Source organism: Roseateles sp. GW821-FHT09H10 (genome assembly GCF_059415865.1).
This window is the reverse complement of record NZ_JBWKOB010000001.1, coordinates 1475911-1498114: the sequence shown is the minus strand read 5'-3', so window position 1 is coordinate 1498114 and position 22204 is coordinate 1475911. Positions and strand designations below refer to the sequence as shown.

Below are 22204 nucleotides of genomic sequence, written 5' to 3'. Positions count from 1 at the left end.
TTTGTAGGACAGCGCCGATCGCGCACGCCGTTTGCCGTCGCTACGCTTTACTCGTACTCACAACTGATTCGGAGCGCAACATGATTCGCATTGGCATCGTTGACGACCACGCCATCGTGCGGTCCGGCCTGCGGCAGTTCCTCAGCGAAAACGTCGACCTGCGGGTCACCGGCGAGGCCGGCAACGGCCGCGACGCCCTCGACCTCGCTCGCGGCGGCGAAGTGGATGTGCTGCTGATGGACATCTCCATGCCCGGGCAGAGCGGCGTGGACGCGCTGTCGGCCATCAAGACCCGCTTCCCCGAGCTCCCCATCCTCATCCTCAGCGGCTTTCCGGAGACGCATTACGCGACGGCTCTGCTGCGCCAGGGTGCCAGCGGCTATCTGAACAAGGAATGCGATCCCGAGGAGATCGCCAACGCGATTCGCACCGTCGCGCGCGGCCGCCGCTACATCAGCCCGGCCGTTGCCGAACTGCTGGCGGATGGCGTCGCCGGCGGTGGCTCCGACCGGCCCCTGCACGAGTCGCTGTCGGAGCGCGAACTGCAGGTCTTCCTGCGCTTGGCCAAGGGCGAGACCGTGGGCGACATGGCCAAGGCCATGTTCCTCAGCGTCAAGACGGTCTCGACCTACCGCACCCGCGTGCTGGAGAAGATCAAGCTCGAAACCAACAGCGACCTGACCTATTACGCGCTGAAGAACGGCCTGATCCAGTAAGACGCTCCGGAATTGAAAACGGCCCCGATGGGGCCGAAATGACAACGGCCCCTGACGGGGCCGTTTGTTCTGGGGGTGCCGGTCCGGCTCAGCGGCCGATGTTCAGCGGGGCCACCGAAGAGGCGCGCGACTGGTTGGCGATGCGACGCTCGAGGTCGGCGTGGTCGATGGCGTCGGACAGGTAGCTCTCGTCGATCTCGGACTGGGTTTCCACCGTCAGGACGCTGCGCAGGGAGGAGAAGAGGTTCTGGATCAGTTCCATTTGGGCTTGGTTGGCTCGTGGCCACTTGTTTTCTAGGGTTAACCCCATTTTAGGGTTAACACTAGGTTTTGCGCAAGCCAGACTTCGTGAACTGCGTCACCCCGGCTCGAGAGCCAGGCCTGCCTCGGCCCAGGCGTCGATGCCGCCGCGCAGCACCCGGGCCTGGCGCCCCTGCCGCGTCAGCCATTGCGCCGCCCGCGCCGCGGAGACGTCATTGGGGCAGGCGCAATAGGTGACGAGTTCCGCCTCCGCCGGCAAGGCGGCCAGGGCCGCCTCGTCGAGGGCGCCGAGGTCCAGGCGGCGCGCGCCGGGGATGCGACTGACCAGCGAGCCGCCGCGCACGTCCACGAAGATGATGTCGCAGCCCTGCTCCCGCAGCGCCAGCGCCTCGGCGGGATCCAGACGCTCGAAGCGATGCAGTTCGCGCCGCACGACGGCGCGCCGCCACAGCCGCCAGACCAGATAGAGGGCCACGACCGCAGCGCCCAGCACGAGAGCCGCGCCGCCCAGCTCACTCAGGCCGCTCAGCAGCGCATCGATCTGGGCATGGAAGACCCGCCCCGCCGCAAGCCCGGCCACGGCCCAGAGCACGGAGCCGAGGAAGTTCCAGGCCAGGAAGCGCCCCGCCGTCATGCCCAGGGCGCCAGCCAGCGGCGGCGCCAGCATGGACAGGCCTGGCACGAACTTGGCGATCAGCAGCGTCAGCACGCCGCGACGGGCGAAGCTGACCTCGTTCTGGCGCACGCAGCTGTCCGGCGAGATGGAGATGCGGCACAGCGCCGCCAGCACGCGCCGGCCCAGCCGCCGGCCGGCCCAGAACCACAGCGTGTTGGCCGCCATCGCGGCTGCAGTGATCGCCATCGTGGCCTGCAAAGCGAAGCCATCGCGCGACGCCGATTCCGCGCCCAGGAGCAACAGCAGCGGCGTGGAGGGCAGCGGCGCGCCGAGCTGATGCAGCAGCACGGCGATGGCCACGGCGAGCAGGCCGTGGCGGGAGAAGAGTTCGGTGATCAGTTCCATGGCGGATGAAGGGGCGAGGATAGACGCCAGCGCATGCCCCCAATGGCAGCAGGTTTCGTGATGTAGTTGATTACATTACGCACCATGTCCACCGAACTCTGGAGCCAGTTCGACGCCGCGCCGCTGACGCTGACGCTGCGCGTGGCCTTTGTCGCGACGCTGCTCGCCCTGCTGCTGGGCGTCGCTCTCGGCTGGGTCTTCGCCCGCACCCGCCTGCCAGGCCGCGGCCTGCTGGAGGCCATCTGCATGCTGCCCCTGGTGCTGCCGCCCACGGTGCTGGGCTACGGCATCCTCGTCTTGATGGGCCGGCGCGGCGCCCTCGGCGGCTGGCTGCGCGAGCACTTCGACTACAGCGTCATCTTCCACTGGCACGGCGCCGTCATCGCATCCACGCTGGTGGCCCTGCCCCTGGTGCTCAAGGGCGCGAGCAGCGCCTTTGCCCAGGTCGACCGCAACCTGGAAGCCGCGGCCCGCACGCTGCGCCAATCCCCTTGGAGCAGCTTCGTGCGCGTGACCCTGCCGCTGGCCTGGCCCGGCATCCTGGCCGGCACCCTGCTGGCCTTTGCCCGCGCCATGGGCGAGTTCGGCGCCTCGCTGATGGTGGCCGGCTCGATCCCCGGCCAGACCCAGACCGCCTCCATGGCCATCTACGACGCCGTCCAGGCCGGCCGCGACGACCTCGCGCTGATGCTGGCCCTCATCGTGTCGGCCGTCTCGGTCGCCATCCTCGTGCTGTCCAACCGCTATCTGCAACGCATCCCCTCATGAAACGCCTGCTCGCCCTCTGTGCCGCCCTGCCCCTGCTCGCCTCGGCACAGCAGCTGACCGTCTCCGCCGCCGCCAGCCTGACCGATGCCTTCAAGGAGATCGGCCCCCGCTTCGAAGCTGCCAAGCCGGGCACCAGCATCCGCTTCAACTTCGCCGCCTCGGGCGTGCTGCTGCAGCAGATCGCCCAGGGGGCGCCCGTGGACGTCTTCGTCAGCGCAGACCAGGACACCATGAACCGCGGCGCCGACCAGAAGCTCATCGCCACCGACACGCGGCGCGACTTCGCGGCCAACTCGCTGGTGATGGTGACGCCGGCGCAGGGCGCGCCCGCCATCGCGGCCCTCGCCGACCTGAAGAAGGCCGAAGTGAAACGCATCGCCATCGGCAAGGTCGCCTCGGTGCCGGTGGGCCGCTACACCCAGCAGGCCCTGGGCACGGCCCAGCTCTGGTCGGCCGTGACGCCCAAGCTCGTCTTCGCCGACAACGTGCGCCAGGTGCTGGACTACGTGGCGCGCGGCGAGGTGGAAGCCGGCTTTGTCTACCGCACCGACGCCGAGATCGCCAAGGGCAAGGTCGTCATCGCCACGACCGTGGGCGGCCACACGCCCATCACCTATCCAGCCGCTGCGGTCGCCGACAGCAGGCAGGCCGCGCTGGCGCGAGACTTCGTCTACTTCCTCGGCGGCGCCGAGGCCCAGGCCATCCTCGCCAAGTACGGTTTCGGCAAACCTTGATCGACGTCCGACTCCAGCTTTCCGTCAGCGACGCCCGCCGGCGCTTCGACCTCGACATCGGCTTCGCGACCGATGCACCCTTTGTCGCCCTCTATGGCCCGTCGGGCGCCGGCAAGTCGCTGACCCTGCAGGCCATGGCCGGGCTGCTGCCGGTGCAGGCGGGCCACGTCAAGCTGGACGGACGCGCGCTGCTGGACACGGCGGCCGGCGTCAACCTGCCCCCCGAGGCCCGCGGCGTCGGCTATCTCTTCCAGCACTACGCCCTCTTCCCCCACCTCAGCGTGCGCGACAACATCGGTTTCGGCCTGACGAACTGGCGCCGGCGCCTCAAGGCCGACGACGCGGCGCGCGTGGACGAACTGATCGAGTCCTTCGGCCTCACGGCCATGACGCGCAGCAAGCCTTCGACGCTGTCCGGCGGCCAGCAGCAGCGCGTGGCCCTGGCCCGCGCCCTGGCCTGCAATCCGCAGGTGCTGCTGCTGGACGAGCCCTTCGCGGCCCTGCACCCCATGCTGCGCCAGCAGTTGCGCGACGAGCTGCGCGCCGTGCGCGAACGCTGGGGCATCCCGGCCGTCATGATCACCCACGACCTGGACGACGTGGCCGCCCTGGCCAACCGGGCCTATGTGGTGGACGGCGGCCGCGTCACGCGCGAGGTCGACCTGGACGCTGGCCAGGGCCGCGAGCTGCTGGACAGCAGCGCGCTCCGCCCCGAGGAGCAGCGGCGCCGAGATTTCCTGAAGACGCAGATCGCATGACGCAGAACGACCACCCGCTGCTGCAGGGCGAGCTGCGCCTGGCCGGCCGCCTGGATGGCCGCTTCTTCGACCTTCTCGCCGCGCTGTCGCTGACCGGCTCGCTGCAGAAGGCCGCCAAGGCCGCCGGCTACAGCTACAAGGGCGCCTGGCTGGTGCTGGACGCCGCCCATGCGCTGGCCCACTCGCCCCTGGTCGAGTCCGCCACCGGTGGCCGCGGCGGCGGCGGCTCGCGGCTGACGGCCGAAGGCGCGGCCCTGCTTGCCGCCTGGCGCGAACTGCAGAACCGCCACGCCGCCTTCCTGCATGAGCAGGCGGCCTGGCTGGAAACCCAACCCACGCTCGACACGCTGCTGAAGAGGATGTCCATGAAGACCACCGCCCGCAACCAGTTCCTCGGCCGCATTGCCGGCGTGAATCCCGGCCCGGCCACGACGACGGTGCGCATCGCGCTGGACGGCGGCCATGAGATCACCGCTTCGCTGACGACGCAGGCCGCCCAGGAGCTGAACGTGAAGACCGGCAAGGAGGCGCTGGCCTTGGTGAAGGCCAGCGAGGTCGTGCTGGTGACCGATTTCGGCGGCTACCGGCTGTCGGCCCGCAACCAGCTGGCCGGCACCATCTCGCGCGTGCAGGGTGGCGCCGTGTCCAGCCTCGTCGGCGTGACCCTGCCTGGCGGCAGCGTCGTGACGGCCAGCGTCACCAACGACGCCGTCGAGGCCCTGGATCTGGCCGTCGGCCAGCAGGCCACCGCCGTCTTCAAGGCCTATGCCGTCATGCTGGCCGTGCGCGGCGAGCCAGGCGCCGGCGGCTGAGCCCCTCATCGCCGTCCGTGACCCAGTTCACGGACCGAGGAAAAGGCCACCGGAACACGGGTGTCGGCCCGCATGACAGCAGGGCCGCGGGCCTTGATTCCCTGTGGCGGCCCGACGGCCTGCCGTCATGGGGAAACCATTCAAACCGGGGGGCGCCCTGGCCCATCACTTGCGTATGACTTGGTGAACACCCCTAACTCTAGGGGACTATCGATTCCAACAAGGTCATCGCCATGCTGAAGAAAGCCCTCACCGCCGCCGCCCTGCTGTTCGCCGGTTCCGTCGCCCTTGCAGGCCCCGTGGGCAGCTACTACGCGTCCGTCAGCGGGCAGCGCATGGTGGTCGTGCAGGGCAACGCCGTCACCAACAGCTGGGCCGCCCAGAACGGCTGCGAATGGTCCGTCAACGTCTACAACGACGTGCGCACCAACCCGGCCGGCACCGGCTGCGGCGCTGGCGCCCAGTACACCCTCGGCGGCACCTACACCGGCGTGAACTACGCCGAGGAAATCGGCGGCTACACGGACACCGACGACTCGACGACCGACGGCAAGTACAACTACACGGTCGCTCACGCGACGGGCGCCGTCATCCGCACCGATCGCAACTTCGGCGGCGCCACGACCCTCTTCAACGCCGGCATTGGCAGCCTGGGCATCACCTACGACGAGACCGACGACTCCCTGTGGATCATCGGCTTCAGCAGCAATGTGCTGCGCCACTACTCGATGAATGGCACGCAGCTGGGCAGCTTCAACCTCGGCCTGAGCTTCACCGGCGGCCTGGCCCTGGATCACATCGACCAGACGCTGTGGATGGTCGACGTCGGCGGCGTCATGCAGCAGTACAGCAAGACCGGCCAGTACCTGCAGACCGGCCTGCAGATCGGCTATGTGCTGGGCGCCGAATTCGATTTCGCGACGGCCAATGTCGGCCGCCTGCCCGAGCCCGCGACGCTGGGCCTGCTGGGCGTGGCCCTGGCCGGCCTCGGCCTGAGCCGCCGCAAGGCCCGCGCCGCCGTCTGAAAGGCCGGGGGGCGCATGAACAAGGGAGCCTAGGCTCCCTTTTTCTTTGCCTCGGGCGGCATCAACGAACGGCGTCAGGCGCCCGCTGCCGTCGCGCGCGTGATCTGCACCAGCACCTCGCCCGCACCCGCAAACACATGCCGCGACTGCTGCCCGATGCGGATGTCGTGCACGCCGGTGATCATGCCGGTGGAGATGACATCGCCGGCCTTCAGCGTCTGGCCCTGCTGGGCCCGCTTGTTCAGCGTGAAGGCCAGGGCGCCCAGGGGCCCGGGCTTGATGGCGACCTTGCCGGTGCCGACCGACTGGCCGTCGATGAAGGTCTCGACGTCGATCGTCTCCAGCTCGTGCCAGTTGGCGATCTCGGCGCCGACTACGACGCCCCAGTTGTTGCCGAAGTCGGAAATGACCGCCCCCGGGCCGATGTCGTTCAGCGTCGCCAGCGGGCTGCTGGCCACCTCGACACCGATGTGCATGGACTTGACGAAGGAAGCGACAGTGTCGGCCGTCCAGTCGGACTTGCCGGCCGGCGAGTCCTGGGCGACGACGATGACGACTTCGGCCTCGACGGCGGCAAAGCCGCCTTCAAAGACGGGGCATTGCGCGACGCCGCCTTGCTCGACTCGATGCACATTGGCCATGAAGGCGGGGCCGATCAGGCGCTCCTCGGGAAACTGGGCCGCAAACGCCGGGTTCACGCGGGCCACCTTCCAGCCCTTGACGGCATCAGGCCAGCGGGCGATCGCGGCGGCCTGGATCTCGTAGGCCTCGGCCAGCGTGGCGGGTGGCGTCCCCGGGTAGGCGGGCAGCGACTGGCCGGCGGCGCGGGCAGCGGTGAAGCGGGCCGAGATGTCCTGGGGGTCGCTGGCCTTCGTGTCTTGTTCAGTGCTCATGGTCTGTCTGCCGCGCCGCAGCGCCCTGTTGAATGCGGGCGGCAATGTATCGCGAAGCCATGCGGGGCGCCCTTTGCATCTGCGCAAGAGCGGCTATCGCACCGCGCCCGCGGCGGACCGGTCAATAGGTCTTGTAGGGCAGGAACTTGCCGCTCATGACGATGCTGACGCGGTCGCCGGCCGGGTGGGGTTCGCGCTGCAGATCCATCCTGAAATCGATGGCGCTCATGATGCCGTCGCCGAATTCCTCATGGATCAGCTCCTTGAAGGTCGTGCCGTAGACGCTGATCAGCTCATAGAAGCGGTAGATCAGCGGGTCGGTCGGCACCGAAGTGGGCAGGCTGCCCTTGTAGGGCACCACCTTGAGCCACTGCGCCTCGCATTCGCTCAGGTCGAAGAGCTGGGCCAGCGTCGCCGCCTGGGCGTCGTTGAAGGTCATCTGGCCCAGGCAGCCGGCCGTGACCCATTCCTTGCTCAGGCCCACGGCCTGGGCCACGTCCGCCCATTTGATGCCCTTGGCCACCTTGGTGGCGATGATCTTTTCGGTGACGTCGAGGCGGCTCATGCGGGATCTCCTGGTTGTGCAAACAGTTGCCGCTCATGCCCGCAGCAAGGCCCATGCCACCCATGGGCGTAGATCGAATAAGGAAATAAGCAAACTATCGTTTGGCGAATAAGGGAGTTCGGGCACCCTCTCGGCTTTCGTTCACCCGAAGCCCATTCCATGCCCGCCTTCCTGCCTACCCGCCGCGCTGTCGTCGCCCTGGTTGCCGCCACCGCCGCCCTGCCTGCGTTGGCGTCCGACCCGACGCTGCTGAACGTCTCCTACGACGTGGCCCGCGAGCTCTACAAGCAGATCAACCCGGCCTTCATCGCCGCGCAGAAGGCCAAGGGCGTGACGGTCGCCGTCAACCAGAGCCATGGCGGCTCCAGCAAGCAGATCGGCGCCGTCATCGGCGGCCTGGAGGCCGACGTCGTCACGATGAACCAGGCCACCGACGTCGACCAACTGGCCAGCAGCGGCCTGACGCCGGCCGACTGGCGCAGCCGCTTTCCCAACGGCGCCGCGCCCTACTCGTCGACCATGACCTTCCTGGTGCGCAAGGGCAACCCCAAGGGCATCAAGGACTGGAGTGACCTGGCCCGCCCGGGTGTGCAGGTCATCATCCCCAACCCCAAGGTGACGGGCAACGGCCGCTACAGCTATCTGGCCATCTGGGGCAGCGTCATCGCCAACGGCGGCAGCGAGGCCCAGGCCAAGGAGCTGGTCACCAAGGTGCTGACCAATGTGCCGGTGCTGGACGGCGGCGGCCGCGGCGCCACCACCACCTTCACCCAGCGCGGCATCGGCGACGTCCTCGTCACGTTCGAGGCCGAGGTCGAGCTGATCGAGAACGAGTTCGGCAAGGGCCAGTTCGAGCAGGTCAACCCCAGCATCTCCATCGAGACCGACGCGCCCGTGGCCATCGTCGACAAGGTGGCTGCCAAGAAGGGCACGACCGCCGTGGCCAAGGCCTACCTGGACTTCCATTGGACGCCGGAAGGCCAGGAAATCATCGCCAAGAACAACTTCCGCCCGCGCGATCCGGCCATCTTCAAGAAGCACGCCCAGCGCTTCGCCAACATCAAGCTCTTCACCGTCGAGCAGACCCTTGGCGGCTGGGCCAAGGTCAGCAAGCAGCACTTTGCCGACGGTGGCAGCTTCGACCAGGTGATGGCTGGCATCAAGCGCTGACATGAAGCCCCTCGCCCAGCTTGCCTCGCTGAACGCCGGCAAGTCTGGTCGGTCCCCCGTGGGGACGGCGATGCTTGCGGCGTCGAGCCGCAAGCACATCGCCCACCGCGGGCCGGCTAGGGAGCGGCCCGGCGCTCGGCCCGCAATGCACTACCGATAACTCCAAGATGGCTTCCTTATCTTTCGGCCGAAGACGCGTTCTTCCCGGCTTTGCGCCGACGCTGGGCTTCACGCTGTTCTACCTGTCCATCATCGTGCTGGTGCCGCTGGCCGCGGTGTTCCTGAAGTCGTCGGGCCATGGCTTCGACGCCTTCTGGGCCGCCGCCACGTCGCCGCGCGTGATGGCTTCCTACAAGCTGAGCTTCGGCGCCTCGCTGATCGCGGCCACCATCAACCTCTTCTTCGGCCTCATCCTGGCCTGGTGCATCGTTCGCTACGAGTTCCCGGGCAAGAAGCTGGTCGACGCGCTGATCGACCTGCCCTTCGCCTTGCCCACCGCCGTGGCCGGCATTGCGCTGACGGCCCTGTATGCGCCCAATGGCTGGGTCGGCTCGATGTTCGCGCCCGGTGGCGTGTTCGCGCCGCTGTTCGGCGAGAACGGCACCAAGATTGCCTTCACGCCCCTGGGCGTGCTGCTGGCCCTGATCTTCATCGGCCTGCCCTTCATCGTGCGCACCGTGCAGCCCGTGCTGGAGGACATGGAGACGGAACTGGAAGAAGCCGCTGCGTCGCTCGGCGCCCAGCGCTGGACGACCTTCCGCTACGTGGTCCTGCCGACGCTGCTGCCCGCCCTGCTGACCGGCTTTGCGCTGGCCTTCGCGCGCGCCGTCGGCGAGTACGGCTCGGTCATCTTCATCGCCGGCAACATCCCCATGGTCAGCGAGATCACGCCGCTGATGATCATCGCCAAGCTGGAGCAGTACGACTACGTCGGCGCCACCGCAATCGCGGCCGTCATGCTGATCTTCAGCTTCATCCTGCTGCTGGCCATCAACGGCCTGCAGGCCTGGAGTTCGCGCCGGGGGAGCAAGCGATGAGCACAGCCCTGCATCTGGCACCCGCGCGTGCTCGCGCCAAGTACCAGGACAACCCCGCCACACGTGAGTCTCCTGCTGTCCGCTTCACCTTGCTCGCGCTGGGTCTCGGCTTCTTCGCCATCTTCCTGCTGCTGCCGCTGGTGGCCGTCTTCACCGAGGCGCTGCGCAAGGGCTGGGCGCTCTACTTCGCGTCGCTGGCCGACGAGGAGACCTTCTCGGCCATCAAGCTGACGCTGACGGCGGCCTTCATCGCCGTGCCGCTGAACCTCGTGTTCGGCGTCAGCGCGGCCTGGCTGATCGCCAAGCATGAGTTCCGCGGCAAGCAGCTGCTGATCACGCTGATCGACCTGCCCTTCTCGGTCTCGCCCGTCGTCGCCGGCCTGATGTATGTGCTGATCTTCGGCGCCCAGGGCTGGTTCGGCCCCTGGCTGCAGGCCCATGACGTGAAGATCATCTTCGCCGTGCCTGGCATCGTGCTGGCGACCGTCTTCGTCACCTTCCCCTTCGTCGCCCGCGAGCTGATCCCGCTGATGCAGGCCCAGGGCAAAGACGAGGAAGAGGCCGCCACGGTGCTCGGCGCCAGCGGCTGGCAGACCTTCCGCCGCGTGACCCTGCCCAACATCAAGTGGGGCCTGCTCTACGGCGTCATCCTGTGCAATGCGCGCGCCATGGGCGAGTTCGGCGCCGTGTCGGTCGTCTCCGGCCACATCCGCGGCCTGACCAACACGCTGCCGCTGCACGTCGAGATCCTCTACAACGAATACCAGTTCGCCGCCGCCTTCGCCGTGGCCTCGCTGCTGGCGCTGCTCGCGCTGGTGACGCTGGTGATCAAGCAATTCATCGAGTGGCGCGCCAGCCAGTCGAGCAAGGAAGCGTGATGGGAATTCAAGTCCAAAACATCCACAAGAGCTTCGGCAACTTCACCGCCCTGGGCGATGTGACGCTGGACTTTCCGCGCGGTGAACTCGTCGCCCTGCTCGGCCCTTCGGGCTGCGGCAAGACGACGCTGCTGCGCATCATTGCCGGCCTGGAGCAAGCCGACCGTGGCCGCGTGCTGCTGGACGGCCAGGACGCCTCCGACACCCATGTGCGCGAGCGCCAGGTCGGCTTCGTCTTCCAGCACTACGCGCTGTTCCGCCACATGACGGTGTTCGACAACGTCGCCTTCGGCCTGCGCGTGAAGCCCAGGAAGCAGCGCCTGCCCGAGACCGAGATCAAGAAGCGCGTCACCGAACTGCTCAAGCTCGTGCAGCTCGATTGGCTGGGCGACCGCTTCCCGCCCCAGCTCTCCGGTGGCCAGCGCCAGCGCATCGCGCTGGCCCGCGCACTCGCCGTCGAGCCGCGCGTGCTGCTGCTGGACGAGCCCTTCGGCGCGCTGGACGCCAAGGTGCGCAAGGAATTGCGCCGCTGGCTGCGCCGCCTGCACGACGAGCTGCACATCACCAGCATCTTCGTCACGCACGACCAGGACGAGGCCCTGGAAGTGGCCGACCGCATCGTGCTGATGGACCACGGCCGCGTCGAGCAGGTCGGCACGCCGCAAGAGGTCTACGAGCGGCCGGCCACGCCTTTCGTCTACGGCTTCCTCGGCGCGGTCAACCGCTTCGTCGGCCAGTCGCGTGGTGGCGTGCTGCACATCGGCGAGCACCAGTTGCCGCATGCTGGTGCGCACAACGACGGCGAGGTGCAGGCCTATGCCCGCCCGCACGAGCTGCAGATCCTGACGGACGAATCCGCCCACGGCCTGTCCGCCACGGTGGAGCGCGTGCTGTCGTTTGGCGCCAGCGCAAGGGTCGAGTTGATCGGACCGGATGGCCAGCCGCTGGAAGCCGAGCTGACTCGCCACCAGGCCGAGGAGCTGCAGTTGCAGGGTGGCCAGCGCGTCAAGCTCAGCGCTGCCAGGCTCAGCCTGTTCGAGGCCGGCGCGGGGATTTGAGCTCGCTGGCGACGAGCGAAACCGAACAGCCGCGTCGCCCGAGCGACGCTGACTTGGGCTGTTTGCTCGTGAGCACGGCGTGCAGCCGCGCGTTAACGGGTGCGGTGCGGCGATAAGCGCCTCCAGTGAAAAGTCAGACGCGAGAGCGCAGCGGTTCGCATCGGCCCGAAGCGACGCTGAGCGTTCTCGCGCGCCGCTGCAGGCGGTGCCGCGGTCGAGTGCGGTTCAGGGCCTCTTCTTTGGTGACTTTCTTCTGGCCCCGCAGAAGAAAGTTACCCGGCTGCCGGGACGGACTCCCGGCAATGCAGCGAGTCGAAGCAGCAGCAGCCACAACCACCCAACCCACCGCTTCCTCACCCTCCGCATGCCCACCTGCAAAACGCTTCGTTCCCTAACGCTCCAGCGCCGCTCACACTGAAGACTCCCCATCCAGGAGTCTCCATGAGCATCACCGCCATCAACGTGCGCAACCAGTTCCGCGGCACCATCAAGGAAATCATCGAAGGCCCGGTTGTCTCCGAAGTCGATGTCGTCACGCGCAGCGGCGACGTCGTCACCTCGGTCATCACGACGCGCTCGGTCAAGGACCTGGGGCTGGAAGTCGGCCGCGAGGTCGTCGCCCTGGTCAAGTCCACCGAGGTGTCGATCGCCACGCTTTGACGAGGAGGCCGCCGCCATGCCCTACACCGCGCCACGCGTCCTCATCATCCCGGGCCTGAACGACAGCGGCCCGGCGCATTGGCAGACCTGGCTGCAGGGCCAGTACCGCGACGCGCGCCGCGTCACCCAGCGCGATCCCAGCAAACCGGAACTCGAACGCTGGGCCGATCGCATCCAGCGCACGCTGGAAGTGGCCGGCCCGGGCGAATGGCTGGCCGTGGCCCACAGCTTCGGCTGCCTGGCCCTGGCCCGCCACCTGGCCGACCACCCGGACTCGCCGATACGCGAGGCGCTGTTCGTCGCGCCCGCCGAGCCCGACAAGTTCGGTGTCGCCGAGGCCCTGCCCCACCAGCGCCTGCCGCGCCGCTCACGCCTGATCGCCAGCAGCACCGACCCCTGGATGAGCGCCGCCAGCGCCGCGCGTTGGGCCCATCGTTGGGGTGCCAGCTACAGCAATCTCGGGCCGGTCGGCCACATCAATGCCGAGGCCGGCTTCGGGCCCTTTCCCATCGCCAAGAGCTGGATCGAAGCAGCCCGCGCCCGCGCGGCCGCGGAGCAACGCCCGCGGCACGCCGAGTTCCGCGAATGGGCGTTTGCCGTCTAGCCCAGCGCTGACTTGAAAGCCGCCAGCGTGCGCTCCCAGGCCAACCGCGCCGCCGCCGCGTCATAGCGCGGCGTCGTGTCGTTGTTGAAGCCGTGCTGGGTGCCGGCATAGGTGTGGGCCTCGTAGCGCACGCCGGCCGCCTTCAGCGCGGCTTCATAGCCGGGCCAGCTGGCATTCACGCGTTCGTCATTGCCGGCGTAATGGATCAGCAGCCGCGCCTTGATGCGCGCCACGTCCTCGGCCGCTGGCGCGCCGCCGTAGAAGGGCACGGCCACGGCCAGCTCGGGGACCTGCGTGGCGACATGGTTGGACAGCGCCCCGCCCCAGCAGAAGCCGACCACGCCGAGCTTGCCGTTGGCATCGGCCAGCGTCAGCAGGCCGCGCGCGCCGGCCACGATGTCTGCGCGCGCCTTGGCCGGGTCGAGCTTGCCGAAGAGTTCGCGTGCCTTGTCCTCGTCGCCTGGATAGCCGCCCGAGGGCGCCAGCGCATCGGGTGCATAGGCCACATAGCCGGCCAGGGCCACGCGGCGGGTGATGTCCTCGATATGCGGGTTCAGGCCACGGTTCTCGTGCACCACCAGCACGGCCGGCAGCTTGCCCGCGGCATTCGCCGGCTTGGCCAGATAGCCCTGCACCTGGCCGTTGCCATCGGGCGAGGGGAAGGCCTGGCGGCGCGTGACCAGGCGCGCGTCGTCGGGCTTGACCTGCTGGGCCGCCGCGAAATTGGGGCTCAGCGCAGCCAGCAGGGCCGCCGCGCCGGCCGGGCCGCCGGTGAAGCTCGCGGCCTGCTCCAGGAAGCCGCGCCGGCTCAGGTCGCCATGCACATAGCGGTCGAACAAGGGCCAGGCCTGGTCGGGGATGTCGGTCTTGAGGGTCATCGCTAGCGTCCTTATGCGAGGGAAGGCCGACTTTAGTGGGACTACCCCACAAGAAGTGAATATCGATATCGCGAATGGTTCGACGACAGCAGCGGCTCCGCTTCGCAGAATCCCGGCGCATGAACTTCCAGCAACTCCGCTCCGTCCGTGAAGCCCAGCGCCGCGGCTTCAACCTGACCGAAGTCGCCCAGGCCCTGCACACCTCGCAGCCCGGCGTCAGCCGCCAGATCCGCGAACTGGAGGAGGAACTGGGCATCGAGCTCTTCGTGCGCGTCGGCAAGCGCCTGACCGGCCTGACCGAACCCGGCGAGCAGGTGCTGCCTGTCATCGAGCGCCTCTTGCAGGAAGCCGAGAACCTGAAGCGCGCGGCCGATGATTTCGCCCAGGCCGGCAGCGGCCGCCTGCGCATCGCGGCCACCCACAGCCAGGCCCGCTATGCGCTGCCGCCCGCCGTGCGCGACTTCCGCGCCCACCATCCCGATGTCAGCTTGCATCTGCAGCAGGGGTCGCCGCAGCAGATCGCCCGCCTGCTCCTCGATGGCGAAGCCGACGTCGGCATTGCCACCGAAGCCCTGGCGCAATACCCCGAACTGGTCGCCCTGCCCTGCTACCGCTGGACCCACTCGGTCGTCGTTCCGCCCGGGCATCCGCTGCTGGACGGCCCGCTGACGCTGGCCCGCGTGGCCCAGTTCCCCATCGTCACCTACGAGCCCGGCTACACCGGCCGCTCCCATATCGACGAGGCCTTCTCCGCGGCCCAGCTGCAACCTCACATCGTGCTCAGCGCGATGGACGCCGACGTCATCAAGACCTATGTGGAGCTGGGCCTGGGCGTGGGCATCGTCGCTTCCATCGCCTTCGACGAGGAGCGCGATCGCCACTTGCGCTCCATCGACGCCCGCCATCTGTTCGAAGACAACATGACGCGCCTGGCCGTGCGTCGCAGCGCCTATCTGCGCGACTACGTCTACGAGTTCATCCAGACCTTCGCCTCGCCCCTCAAGCGCGAGGTGGTCGATGCCGCCCGCCACGAACTCCCGGCCGCCGAGCCCGTGCTGGCCTGGTCGAAAGCCGCATGAGCTTGTGACAACTTGTTCTTTGCCCGCCTCGCCCCTCATCCCTAGAGTGAACCGCCTCACCCCTAACTCCAACACCATGCGCCGCCTTCTCACCGCTCTCTCCCTCGCAGTCGCCGCTACCGGCGCCTTTGCCCAGACCTCCCTGCTCAACGTCTCCTACGACCCGACGCGCGAGCTGTACCAGGACTTCAACAAGGCCTTCGCGGCGCAATGGAAGGCCAAGACGGGCGAGACCGTCAGCGTCAAGGCCTCGCACGGTGGTTCGGGCAAGCAGGCCCGCTCGGTCATCGACGGGCTGGAGGCCGACGTTGTCACGCTGGCCCTGGCCTATGACATCGACGCCGTCGCCGACCACAAGCTGCTGCCGCTGGACTGGCAGAAGAAGCTGCCCAACAACGCCAGCCCCTACACGTCCACCATCGTCTTCCTGGTGCGCAAGGGCAACCCGAAGAAGATCAACAACTGGCCCGACCTGGCCCGCAGCGGCGTCGAGGTCATCACCCCGAACCCCAAGACCAGCGGCGGTGCGCGCTGGAACTACCTGGCCGCCTGGGGCTATGCGCTGAAGAACGGCGGCACGCCCGATTCGGCCAAGGACTTCGTCAAGCGCATCTATGCCAACACCAAGGTGCTCGATTCCGGCGCCCGCGGCTCGACGACGACCTTCGTCGAACGCGGCATCGGCGACGTGCTGATCGCTTGGGAGAACGAGGCCTTCCTGGCCGTCAAGGAACTCGGCCCCGAGAAGTTCGAGATCGTCACGCCCAGCGTGTCCATCCTGGCCGAGCCGCCGGTAGCCATCGTCGACAAGGTCGTCGACAAGCGCGGCACGCGCAAGCAGGCCGAGGCCTATCTGAACTATCTCTACAGCCCCGAGGGCCAGGAGATCGCGGCCAAGAACTACTACCGCCCGACCGACGCCAAGGTCGCGGCCAAGTACGCCAAGCAGTTCGGCGCGGTCAAGCTCTTCACGCTCAGCGAGCACTTCGGCACCTGGCGCCAGGCCCAGAAGACCCACTTTGACGACGGTGGTGTCTTTGACCAAATCTACGCTCCTGGAGCCAAGTAAGCGCCCCTCGCCCAGCCTCGCTTCGCGGAACGCGAGCGAGTCTGGTCGGTCCCCCGAGGGGACGGCGATTGACCGGGCATCGAGCCCGATCAACATCGCCAGACGGGCTGGCTAGGGAGCGGCCCCGGCGCTCGGCCCGAGAAAGACACGACGGCCGCGGTGGATGTGAAGTCTTGTTTCGCGCGCGCCCTAACCTCGACAGCTGACGTTGGGCGGCCTCATCATGAGGCCGCCATGAGAAACCCAGCGTTCTGCACCGCCCTTCTGATCTGCCTGGCCGGCTGCGCCAACGTGCCGCCCCCGGCCACGCAGACCCACGGTCCAGCCCAAGACACGCTCTGGCTGGACCGTCTCACTTGGGGCGCCAGCAGCGCCGACCTCAAGGCCGTGCAGACCCAGGGCCGCCAGGCCTGGCTGGACGCCCAGCTCCAACCCGCCCGCCCGGCGGCACTGCCCGAGGCCGCGCAGGCCCAGATCCGCGCCCTCGCCATCACCCAACAGCCCCTGCTGCCCCTGGTCCAGCAGATGGAGGCCCAGCGCAAGGCCGCCGATGCGCTGACCGACGACACGGCCAAGGCCGAGGCGCAGAAGAACTACCAGCAGGCCCTGACCCGACTGGCCCGCGAGGCCTCGAGCCGCCAGCTGCTGAACGCGCTGTACTCGCCCCACCAGGTCCAGGAGCAGCTGAGCTGGTTCTGGTTCAACCACTTCAACGTCCACCAGTTCAAGAACAATCTGCGCGTGATGGTGGGCGACTACGAGCAGGGTCTGCGCGAGCGGTCTCTCGGGCGCTTTCGCGACCTGCTCGGCTACACGGCCCATCACCCGGCCATGCTGCGCTACCTCGACAACGAGCAGAACGGCGCCAACCGCATCAACGAGAACTACGCCCGCGAACTGCTGGAGCTGCACACCCTGGGCGTGGGCGGCGGCTACAGCCAGCGCGATGTGCAGGAGCTGGCCCGCGTGCTGACGGGGCTGGGCGTCAACATGACGGACACCCGCCCCAAGCTGAAACCGGCGCAGGAGGCCCAGTACCGCCGCGACGGCCTGATGGAGTTCAACCCGGCCCGGCACGACTTCGGCGACAAGAGCCTGCTCGGCATCACCATCAAGGGCCAGGGTGAGGCGGAGCTGGAACAGGTGCTGGACCTGCTCGCCAAGCACCCGAGCACGGCGCGCTATGTGTCGCGCAAGCTGGCCCAGTATTTCGTCGCCGACGAGCCGCCGCCGGCACTCGTCGAACGCATGGCCGAGCGCTGGCTGCAGAGCGACGGCCGCATCGCCGAGGTGCTGCGCGCCATGGTCGGCTCGCCCGAATTCGAAGCCTCGCTCGGCCGCAAGTTCAAGGACCCGACGCATTACGTCGTCTCGGCCGTGCGCCTGGCCTATGCCGACAAGGTGGTACTGAACACCGGCCCCATGATCGGCTGGCTCTACCGCCTCGGCCAGGCGCCCTACAACCGCCAGACGCCCGACGGCTATGCCATGGACGAGAGTGCCTGGGCCGGGCCCGGCCAGATGACGACGCGCTTCGAGATCGCCCGCGCCATCGGCAGCGGCAGCGCCGGCCTGTTCAAGGTCGAGGGCGAGGCCAAGGACAGGCCCGCCTTCCCGCAGATCGCCCACCCGCTCTATTACGACGGCATCGCGCCGCGCCTGGCGGCGGCCACGCAGCAGGCCCTGGGTCAGGCCACGTCGCCGCAGGAGTGGAACACCTATCTGCTGGCCTCCCCCGACTTCATGCACAGGTGATGTGATGGACCGACGCCTCTTGCTCCAACTCGGCCTCGGCGCCAGCCTGCTGCCCACGCAGCTGTGGGCAGCATCGCCCCCCACGTCGACATCCGCGCCGCGCCTGCTCGTCGTCTTCCTGCGCGGCGCCTACGACGCGGCCAATCTGCTGGTGCCGACCTCGTCGAGCTTCTATTACGAGGCCCGGCCCAATATCGCCATCGCCAAGACGGCCGCCCTGCCGCTGGATGCGGACTGGGGCCTGGCGCCGGCCGTGGCCGACAGCATCCATCCGCTGTGGAGCAAGGGCCAGGCCGCCTTCGTGCCCTTTGCCGGCACGAATGACGTGTCGCGCAGCCATTTCGAGACCCAGGACCACATCGAGCTGGGCCAAGCCGACGAAGGCAGCCGCGACTTCCGCAGCGGCTTCATGAACCGCCTGGCCGGCGTGCTGGGCGCCGGCTCCCGCCTGGAGGCCATGGCCTTCACCGACCAGGTGCCGCTGATCCTGCGCGGCAACCTGCCCGTCGCCAACCAGGCCTTGCGCGATCTTGGCAAGCCGGCCATCAACGCCGCCCAGGCCCAGGTCATCGCCGGCATGTATGCGGGCACACGCCTGGCCGGCACGGTCAGCGGGGGCTTCGAGGTGCGCGACGAGGTGTCCAGGGAGATGGCCGGCGAGATGGAAGCGGCCAGCCGCGGTGCCATCGCAGCCAAGGGCTTTGCGCTGGAGGCGCGCCGCATCGCGCGGCTGATGCGCGAGCGCGTGACCCTGGGCTTCATCGACGTCGGCGGCTGGGACACCCATGTGGGCGAAGGCGGCGCCACCGGCCAGCTGGCCAACCGCCTCGGCGAACTCGGCAAGGGCCTGGCGACCTTCGCCGACGAGATGGGGCCGCAGTGGAACAACACCGTCGTGGTGGTGGTCAGCGAATTCGGCCGCACCTTCCGCGAGAACGGCAACCGCGGCACCGACCATGGCCATGGCAGCGCCTACTGGGTGCTGGGCGGCGGCGTGAAGGGCGGGCGCATCGCTGGCGAGCAGGTGGAGGTCAAGGCCGCCACGCTGTTCCAGAACCGGGACTGGCCCGTCATCAACGAGTACCGCGCGATGCTGGGCGGCCTGTTCAGGCGCATGTACGGCCTGAACGACGCGCAGCTGGCCCAGGTCTTCCCCGGGGCCAGCGCGCGCGATCTCGGTCTCGTTTGAGCGGCCTGGTTCAGGCGGCGGACTTCACCCAGCGGTCGACGACCGCCTTGACGCGCTCACCGAAGTGCTTGGCGGTGGCGATGTCGCCCGGCACCATTTCCTCGGCCGAGGCGTCGCTCGGCGTCTGCGTGATCAGGCCGGCATAGCCGCCCAGGTTGTTCACGTCGTCGCGCGTGGCGGCCTTGTGGTTGGGCGCCTTCAGCCCCATGCCGACCCAAATCATGCCGTGCTGCTGGCTGAGTGCGTGCAGGTACTGGATGGTGCCGCCCTTGTCGCCGTTCAGCGTGGCCGAGTTGGTGAAGCCGGCGGCGATCTTGTCCTTCCAGACCTGGGCATACCAGGGCTTGCTGCTGGCGTCGGCGAACTTCTTGAACTGCCAGCTCGGGCCGCCCATGTAAGTCGGCGTGCCGAAGATGATGCCATCGGCCGCGGCCAGCGAGGCCCAGTCGGCCTCGGTGATATTGCCCTCGGCGTCGATGGCGATCAACTGCGCGCCCGCCGTGCCGGCGACGGCCTCGGCGACCTTCTTGGTGTGGCCGTAGCCGGAGTGGTAGAGAACGACGATCTTGCTCATGGAGGACTTCCTCTGTTGGGGGGGTGGGAAAACTCAAGCGGCCAGGTCGAAGACCAGGACTTCGGCATCCTTGCCGGCTGTCAGGGCGAGGCGCGATGTTTCGCGAAGCTGCAAGGCATCACCGGCCGTCAGGTCTTGCCCGTTTGCGGTAAGCGCGCCGCGGATGACGTGCACATAGGCGATGCGGCCCGGCGCCAGGTCCAGCTCGGCGGCCTCGCTGCCATCGAACAGGCCGGCATACAGCTTCGCATCGGCATGGATGGTCACCGCGCCATCGGCGCCGTCGTTGGCCGCCACCAGGCGCAGCTGGCCACGCTTGGAGCCGGCGTCGAAATGCTTCTGCTCATAGCTCGGCGCGATGCCGCGGGCGTCCGGCATGATCCAGATCTGCAGGAAATGCGTCGTCTGGTCCGGGGCATGGTTGAACTCGCTGTGCAGCACGCCGGTGCCGGCGCTCATGCGCTGCACGTCGCCGGGGCGGATGACGCCGGCCTCCTTGCCGTTTTGCGCCGCCCCGCTCTCGCCGTTGCCCATGCTGTCCTTGTGGGCCAGCTCGCCCGACAGCACATAGCTGATGATCTCCATGTCGCGATGGCCGTGGGTGCCGAAGCCGGTCCCCGGGGCGATCTTGTCCTCGTTGATGACACGCAGCGGCCCGAAGCCCATGCGGGCCGGGTCGTAGTAGTCGGCGAAGGAAAAGCTGTGGAAGGACTTCAGCCAGCCATGGTCGGCATAGCCGCGATCACTGGACTTGATGAGTTGGGTCGTCATGCTGGGCTCCTTGCTTTGTGGTCGATGGAGTCAATGTAGGAGCCGCCCCCCGAATGACCACTCAGGCTGGCTTGAGGACACCATTCAAATAGACTGAACTGATGTCCTCCCCCTCCCAAGACAAGCGCCGCGCGCTGACGCCCGAAGCCCTGTCCATGATGGACACCATCGCCCGCACCGGCAGCTTCGCGGCGGCCGCACGCGAAATGGGCCGCGTGCCCTCGGCCCTGACCTATTCCGTGCGCCAGCTCGAGGACGCGCTGGACGTGCTGCTCTTTGACCGCAGCTCCCGCCAGGCCGTGCTGACCTCGGCCGGCCAGGAACTGCTGCACGAGGGCCGGCGCCTGCTGCAGGAGCTGGACGCCGTCGCCAACCGGGTGCGCCGCATCGCCACCGGCTGGGAGAGCGAGCTGACGCTGGCCGTGGACGACGCCATCGCGCGCCGCGCGCTGTTCGACCTCATGGAGGCCTTCTACGCCGAGAAGATCGACGGCGGCGGGCCGCCACCAACCCGGCTCAAGCTGCGCGTGGAAGTGCTGGCCGGCACCTGGGAAGCCTTGCTGCATGGCCAGGCCGACGTAGCAATCGGCGTGCCGGCGCAGCAGCTGCCCAGCAGCAGCATCCATTGCGAAGCAGCCGGCGAGCTGGAGTTCGCCTTCTGCATTGCGCCTCATCACCCGCTGGCCAGCCTGACCGAGCCCCTGACGGCCAGCCAGATCGCCGAGCACCGCATCATCGCCGTGGCCGACAGCGCCCGCCTGCTGGCGCCGCTGACCGTCGGCCTGCTGCCGGGCCAGGACGTGCTGACCGTGCCGTCCCTCGCCACCAAGCTGGAAGGCATGCTGCGCGGCCTGGGCTGTGGCTCGCTGCCGGTACCCATGGTGAGGCGCCATATCGAAGCCGGCCGCCTCGTGCGCAAGGCCACCTACGAGGGGCACCGCACCGGCAAGATGCACTACGCCTGGCGCGACACCGGCCACGCACCCGGCAAGGCTCTGGCCTGGTGGCTGGACAAGCTGCGCAGCGAGACGACGCGCAAGGCGCTGCTGGAGCAGCACGAAGGCCTGCTGCTTTGACAACCCGCTACCGCGGCCGCTTCGCGCCCTCCCCGACCGGGCCCCTGCACGCCGGCTCCCTGGTGGCGGCACTGGCCAGCTGGCTGGACGCCCGCGCCCAGGGCGGCCAATGGCTGATACGCATCGAAGACGTCGACGGCCCGCGCTGCCCGCCGGGCATGGACACGGTCATCCTGAACCAGCTCGACGTGCTCGGCCTGCGGCCCGACGAGCCCCCGGTTTGGCAGTCACGCCGCGGCGAGCTCTACCAGGCCGCGCTGGACCGGCTCATCGAATCCGGCCAGGCCTATGGCTGCGCCTGCACCCGCGCCGAGATCGCCGCGGCCGCCGGGCCCCGGCCCAAGCATGGCGAGCTGGTCTATCCCGGCACCTGCCGCCACGGCACCCTGGGCCGGCCGGCGCGGGCCTGGCGCTTTCGAGTCCAAGGCCAGGTCGACTGGCAGGACCGCCGCCTGGGCGCGCAGAGCCAGGACCTGGCCACCGAGGTGGGCGACTTCGTGCTGAAGCGGGCCGACGGCCTGTGGGCCTACCAGCTGGCCGTCGTCGTCGACGATGCTGACGCTGCCATCACCGACATCGTCCGCGGCGAGGACCTGGCCGACAACACGCCGCGCCAGATCGCGCTGCAGCGCGCCTTGGGCCTGGCCACGCCGCGCTATCTGCACACGCCGCTGGTGCTGGCGGCGGACGGCCACAAGCTGTCCAAGCAGAACGGCGCGGCGGCCATCGATCTTGCGGATCCGGCGGCGCGGCTGCGCGAAGCGGCTCAGCGCCTCGGCCTGACGCCACCACCCGGCGGCATGGCCGACGTGCTGGCCGCCGCCGTCGCGCAATGGCGGACGGCTTTCTGATC

Annotated in this window: 25 protein-coding genes; 18 read left to right on the top strand and 7 right to left on the bottom strand. The window is 68.5% G+C overall.

Translation table 11 applies throughout. The features are described from left to right. Positions 1-80: 80 nt before the first annotated feature. Positions 81-716, top strand: a complete 636-nt coding sequence (locus AC07OY_RS07015) for a response regulator transcription factor (protein WP_119045846.1) — start codon at positions 81-83, stop codon at positions 714-716. An 88-nt stretch (positions 717-804) separates the two neighbouring features. Here AC07OY_RS07015 and AC07OY_RS07010 read toward each other — a convergent pair whose 3' ends face one another. Next, positions 805-978: a DUF3563 family protein gene (locus AC07OY_RS07010; RefSeq protein ID WP_495041794.1), complete on the bottom strand. Its 174-nt coding sequence runs from the start codon at positions 976-978 to the stop codon at positions 805-807. 96 nt (positions 979-1074) lie between these two features. After that, positions 1075-1998: a VTT domain-containing protein gene (locus AC07OY_RS07005; RefSeq protein WP_495041792.1), complete on the bottom strand. Its 924-nt coding sequence runs from the start codon at positions 1996-1998 to the stop codon at positions 1075-1077. An 84-nt stretch (positions 1999-2082) separates the two neighbouring features. On the opposite strand from AC07OY_RS07005, the gene modB reads away from it, so the two are divergent. The 5 genes from modB (at position 2083) to AC07OY_RS06980 (ending at position 6095) form a co-directional block, all read left to right on the top strand. After that, positions 2083-2766 carry a molybdate ABC transporter permease subunit gene (modB, locus tag AC07OY_RS07000; RefSeq protein WP_495041791.1) on the top strand — a complete coding sequence of 228 codons (684 nt, stop codon included), beginning with the start codon at positions 2083-2085 and terminating at the stop codon, positions 2764-2766. After that, positions 2763-3500, top strand: coding sequence for a molybdate ABC transporter substrate-binding protein (gene modA / locus AC07OY_RS06995; protein ID WP_495041790.1), 738 nt, complete (start codon positions 2763-2765; stop codon positions 3498-3500). The genes modB and modA overlap by 4 nt, the downstream gene beginning before the upstream one ends. Further along, entirely contained in the window at positions 3497-4258 is a 762-nt protein-coding gene (locus AC07OY_RS06990; protein ID WP_495041788.1) for an ABC transporter ATP-binding protein, read from the top strand. The genes modA and AC07OY_RS06990 overlap by 4 nt, the downstream gene beginning before the upstream one ends. Further along, a complete protein-coding gene (locus tag AC07OY_RS06985; protein ID WP_495041787.1) occupies positions 4255-5070 on the top strand; it encodes a TOBE domain-containing protein in 816 nt (271 codons plus the stop codon). Before AC07OY_RS06990 ends, AC07OY_RS06985 begins: the two co-directional genes overlap by 4 nt. Before the next feature lie 233 nt (positions 5071-5303). Beyond that, positions 5304-6095 (top strand): PEP-CTERM sorting domain-containing protein, encoded by a 792-nt coding sequence (locus AC07OY_RS06980; RefSeq protein WP_495041786.1) that lies wholly within the window; start codon positions 5304-5306, stop codon positions 6093-6095. Positions 6096-6169: 74 nt separating this feature from the next. On the opposite strand, the gene AC07OY_RS06975 is transcribed toward AC07OY_RS06980, so the two are convergent. Both AC07OY_RS06975 and cynS read right to left on the bottom strand, forming a co-directional pair. Beyond that, positions 6170-6988, bottom strand: a complete 819-nt coding sequence (locus AC07OY_RS06975; RefSeq protein WP_495041785.1) for a 2-keto-4-pentenoate hydratase — start codon at positions 6986-6988, stop codon at positions 6170-6172. A 121-nt stretch (positions 6989-7109) separates the two neighbouring features. Continuing rightward, the gene (gene cynS, locus AC07OY_RS06970; protein ID WP_495041784.1) at positions 7110-7553 is read right to left on the bottom strand and encodes a cyanase; all 444 of its coding nucleotides are present in this window, start codon (positions 7551-7553) and stop codon (positions 7110-7112) included. A gap of 159 nt (positions 7554-7712) precedes the next feature. Between cynS and AC07OY_RS06965 the strand changes: the two genes are divergently transcribed. From AC07OY_RS06965 to AC07OY_RS06940, 6 genes are all read left to right on the top strand, one after another. After that, the gene (locus tag AC07OY_RS06965; RefSeq protein ID WP_495041783.1) at positions 7713-8723 is read left to right on the top strand and encodes a sulfate ABC transporter substrate-binding protein; all 1011 of its coding nucleotides are present in this window, start codon (positions 7713-7715) and stop codon (positions 8721-8723) included. A 167-nt stretch (positions 8724-8890) separates the two neighbouring features. Further along, positions 8891-9760 (top strand): sulfate ABC transporter permease subunit CysT, encoded by an 870-nt coding sequence (gene cysT / locus AC07OY_RS06960; RefSeq protein WP_495041782.1) that lies wholly within the window; start codon positions 8891-8893, stop codon positions 9758-9760. Beyond that, the gene (gene cysW, locus AC07OY_RS06955) at positions 9757-10638 is read left to right on the top strand and encodes a sulfate ABC transporter permease subunit CysW (protein WP_495041781.1); all 882 of its coding nucleotides are present in this window, start codon (positions 9757-9759) and stop codon (positions 10636-10638) included. Before cysT ends, cysW begins: the two co-directional genes overlap by 4 nt. Next, positions 10638-11696, top strand: a complete 1059-nt coding sequence (locus AC07OY_RS06950; protein ID WP_495041780.1) for a sulfate/molybdate ABC transporter ATP-binding protein — start codon at positions 10638-10640, stop codon at positions 11694-11696. Before cysW ends, AC07OY_RS06950 begins: the two co-directional genes overlap by 1 nt. 441 nt (positions 11697-12137) lie before the next feature. Next, entirely contained in the window at positions 12138-12356 is a 219-nt protein-coding gene (locus AC07OY_RS06945) for a TOBE domain-containing protein (RefSeq protein ID WP_119045826.1), read from the top strand. A gap of 16 nt (positions 12357-12372) precedes the next feature. After that, a complete protein-coding gene (locus AC07OY_RS06940; protein ID WP_495041779.1) occupies positions 12373-12960 on the top strand; it encodes an RBBP9/YdeN family alpha/beta hydrolase in 588 nt (195 codons plus the stop codon). Here the strand turns inward: AC07OY_RS06940 and AC07OY_RS06935 are convergent. Continuing rightward, positions 12957-13838, bottom strand: coding sequence for a dienelactone hydrolase family protein (locus AC07OY_RS06935; RefSeq protein ID WP_495041778.1), 882 nt, complete (start codon positions 13836-13838; stop codon positions 12957-12959). The genes AC07OY_RS06940 and AC07OY_RS06935 overlap by 4 nt on opposite strands. Positions 13839-13957: 119 nt before the next feature. On the opposite strand from AC07OY_RS06935, the gene AC07OY_RS06930 reads away from it, so the two are divergent. From AC07OY_RS06930 to AC07OY_RS06915, 4 genes are all read left to right on the top strand, one after another. Further along, positions 13958-14917, top strand: a complete 960-nt coding sequence (locus AC07OY_RS06930; protein ID WP_495041777.1) for a CysB family HTH-type transcriptional regulator — start codon at positions 13958-13960, stop codon at positions 14915-14917. A 76-nt stretch (positions 14918-14993) separates the two neighbouring features. After that, positions 14994-15986 carry a sulfate ABC transporter substrate-binding protein gene (locus tag AC07OY_RS06925; protein ID WP_495041775.1) on the top strand — a complete coding sequence of 331 codons (993 nt, stop codon included), beginning with the start codon at positions 14994-14996 and terminating at the stop codon, positions 15984-15986. A 234-nt stretch (positions 15987-16220) separates the two neighbouring features. Continuing rightward, positions 16221-17741: a DUF1800 domain-containing protein gene (locus tag AC07OY_RS06920; protein ID WP_495041774.1), complete on the top strand. Its 1521-nt coding sequence runs from the start codon at positions 16221-16223 to the stop codon at positions 17739-17741. A gap of 4 nt (positions 17742-17745) precedes the next feature. Continuing rightward, entirely contained in the window at positions 17746-18930 is a 1185-nt protein-coding gene (locus AC07OY_RS06915; protein WP_495041773.1) for a DUF1501 domain-containing protein, read from the top strand. A 10-nt stretch (positions 18931-18940) separates the two neighbouring features. Here AC07OY_RS06915 and AC07OY_RS06910 read toward each other — a convergent pair whose 3' ends face one another. Together AC07OY_RS06910 and AC07OY_RS06905 are read right to left on the bottom strand one after the other, a co-directional pair. After that, the gene (locus AC07OY_RS06910) at positions 18941-19504 is read right to left on the bottom strand and encodes a flavodoxin family protein (protein ID WP_495041772.1); all 564 of its coding nucleotides are present in this window, start codon (positions 19502-19504) and stop codon (positions 18941-18943) included. Between the two features lie 33 nt (positions 19505-19537). Beyond that, positions 19538-20275: a pirin family protein gene (locus AC07OY_RS06905; RefSeq protein ID WP_495041771.1), complete on the bottom strand. Its 738-nt coding sequence runs from the start codon at positions 20273-20275 to the stop codon at positions 19538-19540. A gap of 101 nt (positions 20276-20376) precedes the next feature. On the opposite strand from AC07OY_RS06905, the gene AC07OY_RS06900 reads away from it, so the two are divergent. Both AC07OY_RS06900 and gluQRS read left to right on the top strand, forming a co-directional pair. Beyond that, positions 20377-21351 (top strand): LysR family transcriptional regulator, encoded by a 975-nt coding sequence (locus AC07OY_RS06900; protein WP_495041770.1) that lies wholly within the window; start codon positions 20377-20379, stop codon positions 21349-21351. After that, positions 21348-22202, top strand: coding sequence for a tRNA glutamyl-Q(34) synthetase GluQRS (gluQRS, locus tag AC07OY_RS06895; protein ID WP_495041769.1), 855 nt, complete (start codon positions 21348-21350; stop codon positions 22200-22202). The genes AC07OY_RS06900 and gluQRS overlap by 4 nt, the downstream gene beginning before the upstream one ends. The last annotated feature ends 2 nt before the right edge of the window (positions 22203-22204 follow it).

Excerpts from the sequence above, each read along its gene's own strand:
- AC07OY_RS06935 (WP_495041778.1), bottom strand. The coding sequence starts at position 13,838 with ATGACCCTCAAGACCGACATCCCCGACCAGGCCTGGCCCTTGTTCGAC.
- AC07OY_RS06900 (WP_495041770.1), top strand. The coding sequence starts at position 20,377 with ATGTCCTCCCCCTCCCAAGACAAGCGCCGCGCGCTGACGCCCGAAGCC.
- AC07OY_RS07010 (WP_495041794.1), bottom strand. The coding sequence starts at position 978 with ATGGAACTGATCCAGAACCTCTTCTCCTCCCTGCGCAGCGTCCTGACG.
- AC07OY_RS06945 (WP_119045826.1), top strand. The coding sequence starts at position 12,138 with ATGAGCATCACCGCCATCAACGTGCGCAACCAGTTCCGCGGCACCATC.
- AC07OY_RS06915 (WP_495041773.1), top strand. The coding sequence starts at position 17,746 with ATGGACCGACGCCTCTTGCTCCAACTCGGCCTCGGCGCCAGCCTGCTG.
- modB (WP_495041791.1), top strand. The coding sequence starts at position 2,083 with ATGTCCACCGAACTCTGGAGCCAGTTCGACGCCGCGCCGCTGACGCTG.
- AC07OY_RS06905 (WP_495041771.1), bottom strand. The coding sequence starts at position 20,275 with ATGACGACCCAACTCATCAAGTCCAGTGATCGCGGCTATGCCGACCAT.
- AC07OY_RS06925 (WP_495041775.1), top strand. The coding sequence starts at position 14,994 with ATGCGCCGCCTTCTCACCGCTCTCTCCCTCGCAGTCGCCGCTACCGGC.
- cynS (WP_495041784.1), bottom strand. The coding sequence starts at position 7,553 with ATGAGCCGCCTCGACGTCACCGAAAAGATCATCGCCACCAAGGTGGCC.
- AC07OY_RS07015 (WP_119045846.1), top strand. The coding sequence starts at position 81 with ATGATTCGCATTGGCATCGTTGACGACCACGCCATCGTGCGGTCCGGC.
- AC07OY_RS06920 (WP_495041774.1), top strand. The coding sequence starts at position 16,221 with ATGAGAAACCCAGCGTTCTGCACCGCCCTTCTGATCTGCCTGGCCGGC.
- AC07OY_RS06980 (WP_495041786.1), top strand. The coding sequence starts at position 5,304 with ATGCTGAAGAAAGCCCTCACCGCCGCCGCCCTGCTGTTCGCCGGTTCC.
- AC07OY_RS06985 (WP_495041787.1), top strand. The coding sequence starts at position 4,255 with ATGACGCAGAACGACCACCCGCTGCTGCAGGGCGAGCTGCGCCTGGCC.
- cysW (WP_495041781.1), top strand. The coding sequence starts at position 9,757 with ATGAGCACAGCCCTGCATCTGGCACCCGCGCGTGCTCGCGCCAAGTAC.
- AC07OY_RS06950 (WP_495041780.1), top strand. The coding sequence starts at position 10,638 with ATGGGAATTCAAGTCCAAAACATCCACAAGAGCTTCGGCAACTTCACC.
- modA (WP_495041790.1), top strand. The coding sequence starts at position 2,763 with ATGAAACGCCTGCTCGCCCTCTGTGCCGCCCTGCCCCTGCTCGCCTCG.
- AC07OY_RS06910 (WP_495041772.1), bottom strand. The coding sequence starts at position 19,504 with ATGAGCAAGATCGTCGTTCTCTACCACTCCGGCTACGGCCACACCAAG.
- cysT (WP_495041782.1), top strand. The coding sequence starts at position 8,891 with ATGGCTTCCTTATCTTTCGGCCGAAGACGCGTTCTTCCCGGCTTTGCG.
- AC07OY_RS07005 (WP_495041792.1), bottom strand. The coding sequence starts at position 1,998 with ATGGAACTGATCACCGAACTCTTCTCCCGCCACGGCCTGCTCGCCGTG.
- AC07OY_RS06930 (WP_495041777.1), top strand. The coding sequence starts at position 13,958 with ATGAACTTCCAGCAACTCCGCTCCGTCCGTGAAGCCCAGCGCCGCGGC.
- AC07OY_RS06975 (WP_495041785.1), bottom strand. The coding sequence starts at position 6,988 with ATGAGCACTGAACAAGACACGAAGGCCAGCGACCCCCAGGACATCTCG.
- AC07OY_RS06965 (WP_495041783.1), top strand. The coding sequence starts at position 7,713 with ATGCCCGCCTTCCTGCCTACCCGCCGCGCTGTCGTCGCCCTGGTTGCC.
- AC07OY_RS06940 (WP_495041779.1), top strand. The coding sequence starts at position 12,373 with ATGCCCTACACCGCGCCACGCGTCCTCATCATCCCGGGCCTGAACGAC.